14 protein-coding genes are annotated in these 15,968 nt (G+C 57.7%); 6 read left to right on the top strand and 8 right to left on the bottom strand.

From position 1 onward, the window contains the following. Positions 1-10: 10 nt before the first annotated feature. Entirely contained in the window at positions 11-1,198 is a 1,188-nt protein-coding gene (locus ACLIBF_RS10755) for a glycosyltransferase family 4 protein (RefSeq protein WP_089561568.1), read from the bottom strand. 41 nt (positions 1,199-1,239) lie between these two features. Between ACLIBF_RS10755 and ACLIBF_RS10750 the strand changes: the two genes are divergently transcribed. Then, a complete protein-coding gene (locus tag ACLIBF_RS10750; RefSeq protein ID WP_279809845.1) occupies positions 1,240-1,428 on the top strand; it encodes a hypothetical protein in 189 nt (62 codons plus the stop codon). Between the two features lie 413 nt (positions 1,429-1,841). After that, entirely contained in the window at positions 1,842-2,999 is a 1,158-nt protein-coding gene (gene hpxO, locus ACLIBF_RS10745) for an FAD-dependent urate hydroxylase HpxO (RefSeq protein ID WP_279809844.1), read from the top strand. Positions 3,000-3,050: 51 nt separating this feature from the next. Here the strand turns inward: hpxO and dcp are convergent, their stop codons facing one another. The 5 genes from dcp to guaD form a co-directional block, all read right to left on the bottom strand. Beyond that, entirely contained in the window at positions 3,051-5,093 is a 2,043-nt protein-coding gene (gene dcp, locus ACLIBF_RS10740; RefSeq protein WP_448309740.1) for a peptidyl-dipeptidase Dcp, read from the bottom strand. Positions 5,094-5,154: 61 nt separating this feature from the next. After that, the gene (gene xdhC / locus ACLIBF_RS10735) at positions 5,155-5,931 is read right to left on the bottom strand and encodes a xanthine dehydrogenase accessory protein XdhC (RefSeq protein ID WP_069728330.1); all 777 of its coding nucleotides are present in this window, start codon (positions 5,929-5,931) and stop codon (positions 5,155-5,157) included. Then, entirely contained in the window at positions 5,918-8,284 is a 2,367-nt protein-coding gene (xdhB, locus tag ACLIBF_RS10730; RefSeq protein ID WP_448309739.1) for a xanthine dehydrogenase molybdopterin binding subunit, read from the bottom strand. The genes xdhC and xdhB overlap by 14 nt, the downstream gene beginning before the upstream one ends. Beyond that, positions 8,274-9,716 (bottom strand): xanthine dehydrogenase small subunit, encoded by a 1,443-nt coding sequence (gene xdhA, locus ACLIBF_RS10725; protein ID WP_448309738.1) that lies wholly within the window; start codon positions 9,714-9,716, stop codon positions 8,274-8,276. The genes xdhB and xdhA overlap by 11 nt, the downstream gene beginning before the upstream one ends. Continuing rightward, positions 9,713-11,041, bottom strand: coding sequence for a guanine deaminase (gene guaD / locus ACLIBF_RS10720; protein ID WP_448309737.1), 1,329 nt, complete (start codon positions 11,039-11,041; stop codon positions 9,713-9,715). Before guaD ends, xdhA begins: the two co-directional genes overlap by 4 nt. A 410-nt stretch (positions 11,042-11,451) precedes the next feature. On the opposite strand from guaD, the gene ydfG reads away from it, so the two are divergent. Beyond that, the gene (gene ydfG, locus ACLIBF_RS10715; protein ID WP_031376728.1) at positions 11,452-12,198 is read left to right on the top strand and encodes a bifunctional NADP-dependent 3-hydroxy acid dehydrogenase/3-hydroxypropionate dehydrogenase YdfG; all 747 of its coding nucleotides are present in this window, start codon (positions 11,452-11,454) and stop codon (positions 12,196-12,198) included. Positions 12,199-12,226: 28 nt separating this feature from the next. Here ydfG and ACLIBF_RS10710 read toward each other — a convergent pair whose 3' ends face one another. Further along, complete coding sequence (locus tag ACLIBF_RS10710; protein ID WP_031376729.1) at positions 12,227-12,553, bottom strand: YnfA family protein; 327 nt, start codon at positions 12,551-12,553, stop codon at positions 12,227-12,229. Positions 12,554-12,686: 133 nt separating this feature from the next. On the opposite strand from ACLIBF_RS10710, the gene ACLIBF_RS10705 reads away from it, so the two are divergent. Next, a complete protein-coding gene (locus ACLIBF_RS10705) occupies positions 12,687-13,010 on the top strand; it encodes a DUF1283 family protein (protein ID WP_031376730.1) in 324 nt (107 codons plus the stop codon). Between the two features lie 45 nt (positions 13,011-13,055). Further along, on the top strand, positions 13,056-13,352 hold the full coding sequence (locus tag ACLIBF_RS10700) for a DUF1161 domain-containing protein (protein WP_279809839.1): 297 nt from the start codon (positions 13,056-13,058) through the stop codon (positions 13,350-13,352). A 34-nt stretch (positions 13,353-13,386) separates the two neighbouring features. Here the strand turns inward: ACLIBF_RS10700 and ACLIBF_RS10695 are convergent, their stop codons facing one another. Next, complete coding sequence (locus tag ACLIBF_RS10695) at positions 13,387-14,853, bottom strand: MDR family MFS transporter (RefSeq protein ID WP_069728333.1); 1,467 nt, start codon at positions 14,851-14,853, stop codon at positions 13,387-13,389. 391 nt (positions 14,854-15,244) lie between these two features. Between ACLIBF_RS10695 and ACLIBF_RS10690 the strand changes: the two genes are divergently transcribed. Continuing rightward, positions 15,245-15,961 carry an ABC transporter permease gene (locus tag ACLIBF_RS10690; RefSeq protein WP_031376732.1) on the top strand — a complete coding sequence of 239 codons (717 nt, stop codon included), beginning with the start codon at positions 15,245-15,247 and terminating at the stop codon, positions 15,959-15,961. The last annotated feature ends 7 nt before the right edge of the window (positions 15,962-15,968 follow it).

Genomic DNA, 15,968 nt, shown 5'->3' with positions numbered 1-15,968 from the left:
AGAAATCTTATCAAATTGGCAGGACAGGTGGGTGTTGAGTGACGTTGATCACGCCGCGGCGATAAATATCATGCAGCCGGACAATATAGCGCTGCGGATCGTGCTGATCTTTAATGCGCAGGATCGCCGCCTCCCCTTTCTCATGCAGCATTTCTGGCCGTTCAACGATGGCAAGCAGCGTCTGCTTCAGCCCGTCCACCAGCGCCTGGCGCAGCTGCGCTTTCTGCTGTGGCGTAGTGATGCTGTATTCACGATCGCCATTCAACGTACCGCCAATCACCCAGCCAGCGCTGGCCGGATTAATTTCCGGTAAGGCGCGCACGTTGCTGGTAATCACCGGGCAGCCGCTGGCCTGCATTTCCAGTACTGAAAAGCCGTACGTCTCCTGCCAGGTCGGCAGTAAGCCGACATCGCTGCGGCGGAACAGCTGCAGCAGCGCCGCGTTTTCCAGCCGCGCCAAATGCGTGAAGCAGCGATAGCGGCCAATGCGGCTCTCAATTGACCGATAGAACGCCTCGTCATCCTGATGTTGCCGGTGTGCCACGTTGTGACGTTTGGTGAGATCGCCAATTAACTGCACCTCCAGCTGCGACTCATCCAGCTTTCGTTCTTCAATCAGCTCGCTCACTGCCAGCACCACTTCGGCGCCGCCTTTACGGTAGAACTCATTGCCGGCGAACACCAGGCGGAACACGCCCGGCTGACGTGGCGCTTTATGCGCTGTGAACAGGGTTTGTGGCGGATGCAATACCACCGTTTTACGTCTGATTTGCTGCGCAACGCCGCCCCCGGAGGGGAACAGTTTCATCTGAATATTCAGCGTCGCGTCTGAAATGGCAATCAGCCCCAGGCAGTTATCTTTCAGCAGATGGGGGATCAGCCGCTGCAGTTCGGGATTATCCTGCTTCGCCACGCCCGGCACCGGCAACACCCGGGGTAATTCAGTTTCAAACGAGGCAACCCATTTCTGACGGGTTATGGCGACTTCATTAAACAGATGCAGGATGTCGGGCCGCGATGCGGGTGAAAATGGCACGGGCAGAAAAACAAAAGCTTTATTTTTTTTGAGTAAGCGCGTCCGTAATGGGTTAATAAAGTAAAACAGATTGTACTTTTTGAGATTAATATATTCGTTTTCCGGATTAACCAAAATATTGCGCTGCTCCGGATAGTGGTTATTAGTGATTCCGATTTTCATGATCGTATTCCAGAGTCCTTGAGTCCCGGATAATCTATATCATGCGATCTGACAAGCTGCGCCTGCGTAATATCCTAAAAACCGTTTTCACCGCCCACTGGCAGAAATATTTATCATTGCCCAGGGCGGTTTATTCCTGGTTTGCCCGACCAGCTAAAAAATTAATGCAGATTATTTACATCCGTGTCTTTTCTTCCGGCGATAACCCACTGATTCCCCATGAAGAATGATCTGACAACAACCGGCGCGCCAATAATTATGTGTAAGTTTAAATATTTGTTAAAAATAAACCATGCCAGCCTGTCAGCAATTAGTTGATAACAATTCAACTAATCAGTTTTATTACACTGACCTGAAGGCTGACGTACTGAGAAGCGTATAGATAATCTTAATCCGGGCGGTCAACAGCCAGGCCTGCTGGTGAAACTAATGATACAGCGGCGGATTTTTAGCGCCGGTAATGCACTGTTTTAGCGCGCCAGTCTGCAACATAACCGTGCGTCTACGCCGTCTCCCGTTCGCCCCGCCGCGCCTGTTAGCTTCATAACTAACTGATTCTAATGAAAACAGCAACGCATCACCCGCTGAACTGCGCACTGGTACAAAAGTTGCAACAACAGCATCAGACAGACAGGAGATAAACATGAAAGCGATCGTTATTGGTGGCGGCATTGGCGGGATGAGCAGCGCCATTGCGCTGGAAAAAGCGGGTATTGAGGTTGAGGTGTTCGAAGCGGTGAAGGAGATGAAGCCGGTCGGAGCGGCGATTTCAATCTGGCCGAACGGCGTTAAATGCCTGAATGCCCTCGGCATGAAGGCAGCGCTGCGTGCACTGGGTGGCAACATGGCCTATATGGCTTATCACGATGCAGTGACCGGTGCCGCGCTAACCCGTTTCAGTATGGCGCCGCTGGTGCAGCAGGTCGGTGAGTTTCCCTATCCGGTGGCGCGCGCCGAACTGCAGGCGATGCTGATTGATACTTTTGGCCGCCAGCGGGTCAATTTCGGTAAGCGGGTCATTCAGGTTGAACAGAGTGATAACGGCGTAATTGCCACCTTTGCCGATAACAGCCAGGCGAGCGGTGACTTTCTGATTGCGGCTGACGGCACCCATTCGGTGATCCGTGAATATGTGCTGGAACAGGCGCTGGAGCGGCGTTATGCCGGTTACGTCAACTGGAACGGTCTGGTGGAGATTGATGAGAGCATCGCGCCCGCCGATCAGTGGACCACGTTCGTTGGTGACGGCAAGCGCGTATCGCTGATGCCGGTAAGCGACAACCGCTTCTACTTCTTCTTCGACGTGCCGCTGCCGAAAGGATTGCCGCAGGATCGCTCCACGGTCAAAGCCGATCTGAGCGGCTATTTTGCTGGCTGGGCCGCACCGGTGCAGCAGCTGATTGCGGCGATCAATCCCGAGACCACCAATCGGGTTGAGATACACGATATTGAACCGTTCAGCCGCTTTGTTAAAGGGCGCGTTGCGCTGCTCGGTGATGCGGCCCACAGCACCACACCGGATATCGGCCAGGGCGGCTGCGCGGCAATGGAAGACGCTATTGTGCTGGCTTCGACGCTGGCATCGCATTCGCTGGGTATTGAGGATGCCCTGCTGCGCTATCAGGCGCGCCGGGTTGAGCGGGTCAGGGATCTGGTGCTGAAAGCGCGTAAGCGTTGTGACGTCACCCACGCCAAAGATCCGGCGGTGACCGAGGAATGGTATCGTTCACTGAAAAGCGAAACCGGCGAGCGGGTGCTGGCCGGAATGTGTGAAACCATTGAAGGCGGCCCGCTGGGTTAGTCCGGCCGCCCCTCTTCATCCAGCGGGCGACATGGCCGCCCGCTGAGTGCATTACTCCGCCAGACCGCGATTCTTCAGCATCGGCTCCAGCTGCGGCGGACCGCCGCGCCAGCTTTCATACAGGGTTTTCAGATCGCTGCTGTTACCGCGCGACAGAATTTTCTGACGGAAAATATCGCCATTCTCCCGCGTCAGGCCGCCCTGTTCGACAAACCACTGGTAGCCATCATCGGCCAGCATCTGGGTCCAGATATAGGCGTAGTAACCGGCGGCATAGCCTCCGCCCCAGATGTGCTGGAAATAGCTGGAGCGATAGCGCGGCGGCACCGCCGCTAACGCCAGGTTGTCGCTCTGCAGGGCCTGCTGTTCAAAGCCGTCGACGCTTTGCGGAGCCTGATCGCCGGTCAGGCTGTGCCAGTGCAGATCCAGTAACGCCGCAGCCAGCAGCTCACTCATCTCATAGCCTTTGTTGAATTTACCGGCGCGGACAATCTTTTCATGCAGCGTGGCGGGCATCGGCTCTCCGCTCTGATAATGGCGGGCGAACTGGCGGAACACCTGCGGCTCACTGGCCCAGTGCTCGTTGATCTGCGACGGAAACTCCACAAAATCACGCGGAGTTTCGGTGCCTGACAGGCTCGGATAGCGCTGGCTGGCAAACAGGCCGTGCAGTGCGTGACCAAACTCGTGAAACACGGTGATGACCTCATCCCAGCTCAGCAAGGCAGGCTCACCGGCCGGCGGTTTGGTGAAGTTGCAGACGTTATAGATCACCGGCTTACTCTCAAGCAGCGTCGACTGGTTGACGAAGTTGCTCATCCACGCCCCACCGCCTTTGCTGTCACGCTTGAAGAAGTCGGTGTAGAACAGCGCCAGCGGCGTCTGGTCGGCATCAAAAATCTCATATACCTGCACGTCGGGATGGTAAACCGGTAGATCCTGGCGTGGCGTAAACTGAATGCCGTAGAGCTGAGTCGCCGCCCAGAACACCCCATTCTGCAGCACGCTGTTCAGTTCAAAGTAAGGTTTGATCTGACTCTCATCCAGATCGTACTGCGCATGGCGCACCTGTTCGGCATAGAAGTTCCAGTCCCAGGCGCGCAGGGTGAAATTGCCCTGCTGGCGATCGATGGTCTGCTGGATGGCTGCCGCTTCCCGTTCAGCCCGCGCCCGTGCAGCAGGCACGATATTGCGCATAAAAGCAAAAGCAGCATCCGGGGTTTTTGCCATCTGATCCTGCAGCTTCCAGTCGGCATAACTCGTAAAGCCCAGCAGCCGGGCCTGCTCCGCCCGCACCTGCGCCAGACGCAGCACCAGCTCGCGGGTGTCATTCTCATCGCCTTTTTCGGTGCGGGTCATGCCAGCATCGAACAGCGCTTCGCGGGTCTGGCGATCGCTCAGACTCTGCAGCGCCGGTTGCTGAGTGGTGTTTTGCAGCACCAGCAGCCAGGCATTTTCCAGTCCGCGCGCGCGGGCTTCTGCCTGAGCGACCGCTAAATCGGCCGCCGCGAGGCCCGCCAGTTTCTGAGCCTCATCCACCACCAGACCGCCCGCCTTGGTGGCCGCCAGCAGCTTATTGGTGAAGCGGGTGCTGAGGCGCGCCGCCTCCTGATTCAGAGCTTTGAGCTGGTGTTTCTGCGTTTCCGGCAGATTGGCACCCGCCAGCTGAAAGCGCTGCCAGATCACCTCGACCAGCCGTTTTGATTCAGCGTCGAGCTGGGCGCGCTGCAGATACACCGCATCCAGCCGCGAGAACAGCGGCCGGTTGAGCATAATATCGTCGTTGAGTGCGGTAAGCTGCGGGGAGATCTCTTCATCGACCTGCTGCAGATACGGGCTGGTGTGCGCCGACGTCATAGCGCTGAACACCAGATTCACCCGGTTCAGCAACTGCCCACTCTTCTCCAGCGCCTCATAGGTATTCAGAAAGGTTGGCGCATCGCTGCTGGTGGCAATCGCCTCGACTTCGCGGCGTTTCTCTTCAATGCCCGCCTGTAACGCGGGCAGGAAATCCTGCTCCTCGATCTGATCGAACGGCGGTGCCTGATAAGGCAAGGTGCTGACGCTAAAGAAAGGATTCTGACGGGCGTTCATGATTCGCTCCTGATGGGCATCGCAAAGTCTTATCCTGGCAGGTTGCCGGCGGTTGAACAACTCAGGTCAGATGCTGCTGATAAACGCTGATTATTTCACCGGCAATCGCCACCGCAATCTCTGCCGGCAGCTTGCCTTTTACATCCGGCAGGCCGATCGGACAACGCAGCCGCGCCAGCCGATCGGCCTGCGCCCCCTTGCCCGCCAGCCGGTAGCGGAAACGCTGGCTTTTGGTCTGCGAGCCAATCACGCCTGCATAGCGAAAATCTCCGCGCTTCAGCACCGCCTCGCACAGGTCGAAATCGAGCGGATGATGATGGGTCATTATGATGAAATAGCTGTCCGGTGCAGCCTGCGCCACACAGTCCAGCGGGTCCTCCGGTTGCAGAGTGACCACGCCGGGCGGGACCTGCGTAAACTGATCCGGGCGACTGTCGATCCAGCGAATGTGACAGGGTAACGTTGACAGCAGGTTAACCAGCGCCTGCCCAACGTGACCGGCACCGAATAGCAGAATTTCCGGCTGGTTCTGCAACAGCGGCTCAAATAGCAGCGTGGTTTTACCGCCGCAGCACTGTCCCAGCCGCGCGCCGAGACTGTAATCCTCGGTGTGCGGCGCGCTGGCCCCGCTCTGCAACATGGCGCGTGCCTGAGCAATGCACTGAAATTCCAGCTGGCCACCGCCGATGGTCAGATAGCTCTGCTGCGGTGTTACCACCATTTTACTGCCGCTGTCGCGTGGCACCGAACCGTGTTCACTGAGCACGGTAATTAATACGCAGCTCTGGCGCTTTTCACGCAGCTGGTGCAGCACGGTTATCCAGTCATGGTAGATCATCACAGGCTCCTGCCAGTTGCAGCACACCATTCAATACCCGCTCTGGCGTGGCGGGCGCATCCAGCTGCGGATGCCGGGCATAACCGCCAACGCTGGCCACCGCATCCTGCAGCGCGCACCAGGCGGCGATACCCAGCATAAACGGCGGCTCCCCGACGGCTTTCGAGTGAAAGACCGTATCCTGCGGATTTTTACGGTTCTCCACCAGCGTCACCCGCAGATCGGCTGGAACGTCACTGATGGCCGGGATTTTGTAGCTGGCCGGGCCGTCGGTCAGCAATTGCCCTTTTTCGCTCCACACCAGTTCTTCACAGGTCAGCCAGCCAACGCCCTGGACAAATCCGCCCTCAACCTGGCCGATGTCGATTGCCGGATTCAGCGAGGCGCCCACGTCGTGCAGAATGTCTGCGCGCAGCAGGCGATACTCACCGGTTAAGGTATCGATCACCACTTCACAGCAGGCCGCGCCGTAGGCGAAGTAGTAAAAAGGCTGGCCGCGCCCCGCCAGCCGGTCGTAATGAATGCCCGGCACGCGGTAGTAACCGTTGGCAGACAGCGGCACCTGGTTAAGCCACGCCAGCTGGGCCACGTCCGCGAAGGTGTAATGTTTTTCACCGGCGCGCACGATGCCGTTGCGAAAACTGACCTCGGAGGCATCGCACTGATGGAGCTGACACAGCATCTGCGTCATGCGATCGCGCAGGATCTCCGCTGCGTTCTGCGCCGCCTTACCGTTCAGATCGGCCCCGCTGGAAGCCGCCGTCGGCGAGGTGTTCGGCACTTTGCCGGTATCAGTGGCGGTGATCTGAATCTTATCAACTTCAATCTGCAGCACTTCGGCAACGATCTGGATGATTTTGGTATTGAGTCCCTGGCCCATCTCGGTGCCGCCGTGGTTGAGTTGCACCGTGCCGTCGGTGTAAATCAGAATCAGTGCGCCCGCCTGGTTGAGAAAGTTGGAGGTAAACGAGATGCCGAATTTAACCGGCGTCAGCGCCAGACCGCGCTTCAGCAGCGGGCTGCGGGCATTAAACGCGCTGATCTCCGCCCGGCGGGCCTGATAATCGCTGCTCTGCTCCAGCTGTTCGGTGATCTCGTCCAGCAGATTGTCTTCAACCTGCTGATGATAATGGGTAATGTTGCGATTCTGCTTGCCGTAATAGTTGCGTTTACGCAGCGCCAGCGGATCAAGGCCGCGTTCACGCGCGATGTGGTCCATGATCTGCTCAATCGCCACCATGCCCTGCGGGCCGCCAAAGCCGCGATAAGCGGTATTTGAGGCCGTATTGGTGCGACAGCGGTAACCGGTAATGCGCGCATCGCCAAGGTAATAGGCGTTATCCGCATGGAACATCGCCCGATCGACGATAGACCCGCTGAGATCCAGTGAATAACCGCAGTTGCCTGCCAGATCGATCTTTACCCCGCACAGCAGCCCATCATCCTCAACGCCAACCTCGTAGCGGACAAAGAACGGATGCCGTTTGCCGGTAATGCGCATGTCGTCACGGCGTGAAAGCCGCATCTTCGCTGCCCGGCCGGTCTGGCGGGCGACGATGGCGCACAGGCAGGCGACGCCCGCAGCCTGGGTCTCTTTGCCGCCAAATCCGCCGCCCATACGCCGCATATCAATGGTGACCTGATTCATGCTGATACCCATCACCTCGGCCACCAGTTTCTGTACTTCGGTGGGATTCTGGGTCGAGGAAAAGACCTGTAGCTGCTGATCTTCGCCGGGGATCACCAGCGCGGTCTGGGTTTCCAGATAAAAGTGCTCCTGTCCGCCAATGTGAAAGGAACCGGTGATGCGGTGTGGTGCCCGTGCCAGCGCAGCCTCGACGTCGCCGCGCTGATGAACATGCGGCTCCTGAACAAAACTGTTCTGCGCCAGTGCCTGTTCGACGTCGAGTAACGGCTCCAGCACCTCATATTCAATTACGGCAGCAGCAGCGCCGGCTCGCGCAGCATCCGGTGACCCGGCCGCCACCACAATCACAATCTGACCGAGATACTCCACCTTGTCGTGCGCCAGCAGCGGATCGCCTGGGGCCAGCGGACCGACATCATTGATACCGGGCACATCCTGCCAGGTCAGCACGCTGACCACGCCGGGAATGGCGTAACACGGCCCGACATCAATCCGGGTGATGCGTGCATGGGCGTGCTCACTCAGCCGCGGGCAGAGGTGCAGTAAACCGGGCAGTTCAGGCTTATCGTCGATAAAGCGCGCCTCACCGGAAACGTGCTTTTCCGCGCTTTCGTGTTTGTTGCTGCGGCCAACGCCGCTCTGTATCGCGGCAGCATGCTGCGCCTTGATTACCTGTTCATTTAATTCAGGACGGTTATGAGACATAGCGGGCCACCTCAACACAGGGTAATTCGCCGTTGTAGCGATGGTAATAACGCCGCAGCAGGTTACGCGCGACCTGCAAACGGTAGCTGGCGCTGGCGCGGAAGTCGGACAGCGGCTGGAAATCTTCCGCCAGCGCGGCGGCAGCACGTGACACCGTCACGGAGTTAAACGGTTGATCCAGCAGGGCCTGTTCGCAGTGTGTGGCCCTTTTCGGCGTTGCGGCCATCCCGCCAAACGCGATGCGTACTGCGCGGACATGGCCCTGCTCAATCTCAAGATTAAAGGCGGCGAATACCGCAGAAATGTCATCATCAAGCCGCTTAGAGACTTTCCACGCGACAAAATCTGGTGACACCGTCACTTTATCGATGCGGATAGCGCGGATAAACTCGCCCGGCTGTAAACAGGTCTGTCGATAGCCGGTGAAAAACCGATCGAGCGGCAGGCTGCGCTGCTGCTCGCCGTGCTGCAACAGCAGGCTGGCATTCAGCGCCAGCAGCATCGGTGACGCATCACCAATCGGCGAGGCATTGGCGATATTGCCGCCCAGCGTGCCCTGCAGGCGGATTTGTAGCGAGGCAAAACGGTGCAGCATCTCACTGACGCCCGGAATACGGTCGGCGAGGAAATCGGTAATCTGCTGCAGCGAGGCGGCGGCACCCAGCAGATAGTGATCGTCAAATTCACTGCATACCCTGAGCGCAGTAACCTGCTCCAGCGCGATCAGCAGCGGTATTCGCTTATGCTGCTGGGTGATCGTCAGGCTCAGATCGGTGCCACCGGCAATCAGCGTGGCCTCTGGATGGGCCAGATAGATTTGCGCCAGCTGGGCCGGAGTTTTGGGCAGATAACAGCGCCGCCCATCTCCGCTCAACTGCTGCATCTGATTATTCGCCAGCGCTTCCAGCCGCTGCACCACGCTGGCAGCATGGTGATCGAACTGGTCGCTGACCGGCTGTGAACAGAGCTGCTGCGCGGCCGCCATGATCGGCCGGTAGCCGGTGCAGCGACACAGATTGCCCGCCAGCGCACTCTCCGCCTGATGGCGATCCCAGCCGCTGGCCGATTTTTGCAGGCTGAACAGCGACATCACAAAGCCCGGCGTACAAAAACCACATTGTGAACCGTGGCAGTCAACCATCGCCTGCTGCGCCGGATGCAGAGCACGGCCATGACGCAGATCCTCAACGGTAATCAGCTGCTTACCCTGCAGCGTCGATACCAGCGTCAGACAGCTGTTGACCGTTTCATACTGCATTTCCCCATCGACCGCTTTACCCAGCGTGACGCTACAGGCGCCGCAGTCTCCCGAGGCGCAGCCCTCTTTGGTGCCGGTGCGGTGCTGATGGCCACGCAGATAGTTGAGCACCGTCAGATTAGGATCTAACGCCTCTTCGGTAATCAGTTGGTTATTTAACAGGAACTGGATCATGCGGCTTGATCTCCCGCGTCGCGCTGCCATACCGGACGGCCGTTTACCCAGGTCTGGGCAATATTGCGGTCATCGCCCAGCGTCATTAAGACAAACAATTTTTCCCAGATATCTTTGCTGTTGCCGATGCGTAAGGTCTGTAAGGCCGAGACGGCCGGATCAAGCACCACAAAATCCGCCTCTTTGCCCGGATTAAAATTGCCGATGGCGTGATCGAGATCCAGCGCCCGCGCGCCGCCCAGCGTGGCGTGGTAAAAGGCTTCGGCGGCGCTCAGCTTATACTGCTGCAGCTGACCCACTTTGTAGGCTTCGCCCAGCGTTTGCAGCATGCTGAAGGTGGTACCGGCCCCGACATCGGTGCCAATGCCGACTTTGACGCCCTGCTGCCAGCTGCGTTTCAGGTTAAACAGTCCGCTGCCGAGAAACAGGTTTGAGGTCGGACAGAAAGCGATAGTCGAATCGGTGTCGTGCAGGCATTGCCATTCGCTGTCGTCGAGATGCACGCAGTGCGCAAACACGCTGCGACGCCCGGTCAGCTGATAGTGGTGGTAAACGTCAAGATAGCCGGCGCGCTCAGGAAACAGCTGTTTCACCCAGGCGACCTCCTGCGGATTTTCGCTCAGGTGAGTATGCAGCCAGGTATCGGGAAACTCCTGACGCAGCTGCTGCACCTTTGCCAGCAGCTGCGGTGACGAGGTTGGCGCGAAACGCGGCGTCAGCGCGTAGCTCAGCCGTCCGCGCTGGTGCCAGCGTTCAATCAGTGCGCGGGTCTGCTGATAGCTCTGTTCCGGCGTTTCGATCAGGTTGTCTGGCGCATTACGATCCATCATCACTTTGCCGGCAATCAGTCGCATATTCAGCGCTTCCGCCGCGCTGAACAGCGCCTCGACCGACTGCGGATGCACGGTGCCAAACACCAGCGCGCTGGTGGTGCCGTTCGACAGCAGCTGATGCAGGAAGAAAGCTGACATACGCGCAGCGTGGTCCGGGCAGTGATATTGCGCCTCGACCGGGAAGGTATAGTGATTCAGCCATTCCAGCAGTTGCTCGCCGAACGCGCCGATCATTTCGGTCTGTGGATAGTGAATGTGGGTATCGATGAAGCCCGGTACGATCAGTTTTCCGCGCAGATCAACCACCGGCTGACCAGCCAGTTCGGCGCTGCACTCCTCCCACGGCGCTAAGCCGATCACCCGTCCGTCGCGAAGCCGTAGCACCCCATCTTCCAGATAGCGCGCCGCAGAGAGCAGCGCGTCGGGCTGGTCTGCCACCGATTTGAAGTCAAAAAAACTGGCGCGTATCGCCGTATCTGCCGCTGATGACATGGCTTTTCCTTTCTGAAAGCACTGCGGCCTTCTTTTAATTATGCAGATGATTGCCTTAATGCCACGTTGCAACTGCCGTGCCAGATCGGTAATGACTATTTTTCTATAATTATCAGCTAATTAAATTAAATTCCGGCTGTTGCGCAACTTTCTGCAGGCAGCGTTGCTCCGCAACCGTTTGCCTGCCGTTAGCAATCGGTTGCTTGTGGCGCTGCTTTGAAATTGGATAATTTTTACCGGCTGAATCCGCAGCTACGCTGCCCCGTTAGCGTGCATCACGCCCCAAAACAGCGCAGCCGCCGGGGCGGTAAAATCCCCTTACAGCCCAATCGCTTTTTCGGCGGGCGCAAGCGGAAATGAAATGCTATGGTGAAGCCATCGATTGTGAAAATGGCATAAGGAACAGTGAGATGATTATTTTTGTCACCGGCGCGACCGCCGGTTTTGGTGAAAGCATCACCCGTCGCTTTATCGCAACCGGCCATAAAGTGATCGCCAGCGGACGCCGGGCCGAGCGCCTGAAAGCGCTGAAAGATGAGCTGGGCGATAACCTGTATACCGTGCAGCTTGATGTGCGTAACCGGGCAGCCATTGAAGAGGCGGTAAATCAGTTGCCGGCGGAGTGGCGCGAAATCGATGTGCTGGTCAATAACGCCGGTCTGGCGCTGGGGATTGAGCCAGCCCACCGCGCCAACGTTGAAGACTGGGAGAATATGATCGACACCAACACCAAGGGTCTGGTCTATATGACGCGCGCCCTGCTGCCGCAGATGGTGGAGCGTAACGTCGGGCACGTGATAAATATCGGGTCGATCGCCGGCAGCTGGCCCTATGCGGGCGGCAACGTCTATGGCGCGACCAAAGCCTTTGTCCGTCAGTTCAGCCTTAATCTGCGAACCGATCTGCACGGCACCGCGCTGCGCGTTACCGACATCGAACCAGGCCTGGTGGGCGGTACCGAGTTCTCCAACGTCCGTTTCAAAGGCGACGATGATAAAGCGGGTCAGGTGTATGAAGGCGCCACCGCACTAACCCCGGACGATGTGACTGAAGCGGTCTACTGGGTCGCCACGCTGCCTAAGCATGTCAACATCAACACGCTTGAGATGATGCCTGTCAGCCAGACAGTGGCCGGTCTGAAGGTGCACAAGCCGTAAGCCTCAGAGCCAGCCTTTTCGGCTGGCTCTAGCCCCGTCCCCAGCCCAGCACGATGATTAACATGCCGCTAAAGGCGACAATCGCCCCGCTCCAGTCCCAGGCGCTGAGCTTCACGCCGTCGACCACCCGCAACCACAGCAGTGCGGTCAGCACATAGACTCCGCCATAAGCGGCATACACCCGTCCGCTGGCGGCAGGATGCAGCGTCAGCAGCCAGACAAACAGCGCCAGGCTGGCAGCTGCCGGCAACAGTAGCCAGACGGAGCCGCCTTTTTTCAGCCACAGCCACGGCAAAAAGCAGCCGATAATTTCCGCCAGCGCGGTGATAAAAAACAGCAAGGCGGTTTTAATCAGCATCCTTTTCTCTCACAAACGTAAACAAACGACTCACCACTGGTGAGCAAAGAAACGGCGATGATATACTAAGCCTACCCGCGGCAACAGCCGTTACCATTGGCGATGTCTGCGTTAACTGAAGGAAAGCGCAATGAAAAAATTGATCCCGGTCCTGCTGGTCAGCCTGCTGTCAGCGGCAGCCTTTAATGCCAGTGCTACCACTAATCGCCTGATTATTGAAGATGGCAGCAGCGCCGCCAGTAACGAAGCAGCGCGTCAGGATAAAGAGCAGTGGAATGACACGCGGATGCTGCGTAATAAGGTGAACAGCCGCGTTGAGAAAGAGTTTGATAAGACCGACCGCGCGTTTGATACCCGCGACAAGTGTGAGCAGAGCCTGAACCTTAATGCTTACTGGGAGCCGAATACCCTGCGTTGTCTGGATCGCCGCTCCGGCCGGCCTGTTACGCCCTGATTTTCAGCTATAGTAATGACGGACGACTAACATAAGGAATACGTGATGAAGCTACAGAGGGTTTTGTTAACGGCGACGTTGTTCGCGCTGCCCGTGCTGGCACAGGCATCCTGTGAATCGGTCAAAACCGAGATCAGCCAGAAAATTATTCAGAACGGTGTGCCCGAATCGGGTTTTAGTCTCGACATCGTCGCTAACGATCAGGTTGATCAGGCCGGCGGTCAGGTGGTGGGACATTGTGAGAACGACACACAAAAGATTGTTTACAAGCGCACGGGGCGTGACGATGACACCAGCGTGCCAGACAGTGCCGGCAGTTCACAAGACGCGCCCGCACAGTAAATAACAGCAGGGCGACGTCCTGTCGCCCTGCTCGCTACTCCGCATGCTCCGGCCGTTGACGCGGCATCATCCATGCCACTCCCAGCGCAAACAGCGCAATCACCAGTGCCACCACAAATACCCAATGCAGTGAAGCAGCAATCGCCTGCACCATCTGCTGTAGCGTCTCCGGCGTCAGCTGACGGCGACTCTCATCGGCCATAATCTGCTGCACCGGGTCCTGCGCCTGCGGCAACCGCCAGTGTAAATTAAGGTTCAGTACGGCGCCCATGATGGCGGTGCCAATCGCTGAGCCGATCATCCGGCTGAACATGATCGAGGCGGTACAGATGCCGCGAATTTCGTAATCCGCCTGATTCTGCACCGAAACCAGAAACGTGGTGCTGGTCATTCCCATTCCGGTCCCGATGACAAAGGCGGTAAAACCAGCCTGATACAGCGAACTGTCGGGCCGCAACAGCAGCAATAAGGCACTGCCGCTAATCAGCAACAGCGCCCCTGACTGGGCGGTAAAGCGATAAGAGGTGCGCAGCATCAGCCTTCCGCTCAGGGTACTGGCCAGCGGCCAGCCAATCGACATCATTGCCAGGGCGCTGCCCGCCTGCAGCGGCGAGCCGCCACCAATGCCCTGAATCCAGGTCGGCAGGAAAGCGCTGATCCCCATCATGGCGGCCCCGATAATCAGGTTGCCGGCGTTACCGGCAATAATCAGTCGGCTGCGCCAGATAATCAGCGGAAACAACGGCGCGTCGGCCCGCTGCTCATGACGTTTCAGCATCCAGCCGGCAAACAGCGAAAACAGCAGGAACGGGATTAGCCATAAGCCGAGCTGTTCTGCCTGCAGCAGCGCAACCAGCAATGCGCTGACGCACAGCATCAGCCAGCCACTGCCGGCCAGGTTCAGCGACTGTCGCTGCTGTTCCTGCTGATGAGCCGGCAACCAGCGCGCCAGCATCAGCATGCTGATCAGCCCTATTGGCAGATTGACCCAGAAAATTACCGACCAGCTAAAGTGCTGCACCAGCCAGGCACCGGTCAGCGGACCGACGATGGCCGCAACGCCCCAGACGCTGGAGAGCCAGCCCTGTACGCTGGCGCGCTCGCGCGGTGAGTAGATGTCCGCCACGATAGTCGAGCTGAGCGGCATGATGGCACCGGCCCCCAATCCCTGAAAGGCGCGGAACAGGATCAGCCAGGTCATGCTGTGGGCGAAACCGCACAGCACTGAGCCAATAAGAAAAATCGCGGTGCCGATAAAAAACATCATCTTACGGCCGTACAGATCCGCCAGACGTCCATAGAGCGGCACGCTGACCGCCTGGGTCAGCAGATAGATGGAAAATACCCAGCCAAACTGCGAAAAACCGCCCAGTTCGGCAATGATGGTGGGCATAGCGGTGGCAACGATGGTGACTTCAATTGCCGCCATAAACATCGCCAGCATACAGGCAATTAAAATCCAGTGTCGGTGTCCGGTCTGGAGTTGTGCGCTTTCAGTCATAGGGTTCCTTTTTTAGCTGCAAGCGTAGCTGAAAATCCGCCAGTGCAGTTTCCCGTCAGTGCGCATCATTGGTCGCTTCTGTGACGTTGTCACCCAAAGTCGATGAAAATTTTTCATTGATGCATCAGCCCAATCACCACGCGGCTTTAACACTATTTTAACCAGTTTTTAATCCCCTGATTTAAGGCTAAAAAGCTAGCGCGCTTCGCTTCAGGCTGCTATAGCAATAAGGCTTCTTTCTCAGTATTCACTGAAAAAGCGTAGATAAACAGTCATTTTATCTACATTTTATCGCAGTTTCGGTATTGGGAGCCGTGGCCGTTTTTGCTGCTTCTGTCGGGCTGTTATTGGTTGTTATAACAATTGAGATCGTTATCAGGGAGACTCCCTTATGCAAAATGCTTCACTGGTCCGCCGTGCCGGTCTGGCACTGCTGGCGGTGGCTGCGGTGATCGGCGCGCTAATCTGGGGCCTCGGCTGGGACCAGCTGGTCGCCAGAAAGGTCGATCTGCTCTATCTCGGACAACAACATCTGTTTTTAGTCTTCTGGTCGATGCTGTTCGCCCTGCTGGTCGGTATTCCCAGCGGCATCATCCTCAGCCGCCCTTTTGCCCGTCGCTGGGCTGAATATGTGATGCAGATTTTTAACGTCGGCAATACCCTGCCACCGCTGGCGGTGCTGGCATTAGCGATGGTGATTATCGGCATCGGCGACCGTCCGGCGCTGATCGCGCTGTTTCTCGCTTCTCTGCTGCCTATCGTGCGTAACACCTTCTCCGGTCTGAGCGCAGTGCCCGCCTCGCTGATCGAAGCCGCCAACGGCATCGGCATGACCAAAATGCAGCGTCTGCGCCAGGTCGAAATCCCGAATGCACTGCCGGTTATCCTGACCGGCGTGCGCATCGCCACTGCCATCAATGTCGGCACCGCGCCGCTGGCGTTTCTGATTGGTGCCAGCAGCTTCGGCGAGCTGATCTTTCCCGGTATCTACCTCAATGACTTCCCGACGCTGATTCTCGGCGCGGTGGCAACGGCACTGGTGGCACTGGTGCTGGATATGCTGCTGGCCGCACTGGGCCGCTTTCTCAGTCCGCACGCTGCGGCATAACGATAAG

The organism is Pantoea sp. PGP6 (genome assembly GCF_053474785.1).
The sequence above is the reverse complement of the archived record's forward strand: the minus strand, read 5'-3'. Positions and strand labels throughout refer to the sequence as shown.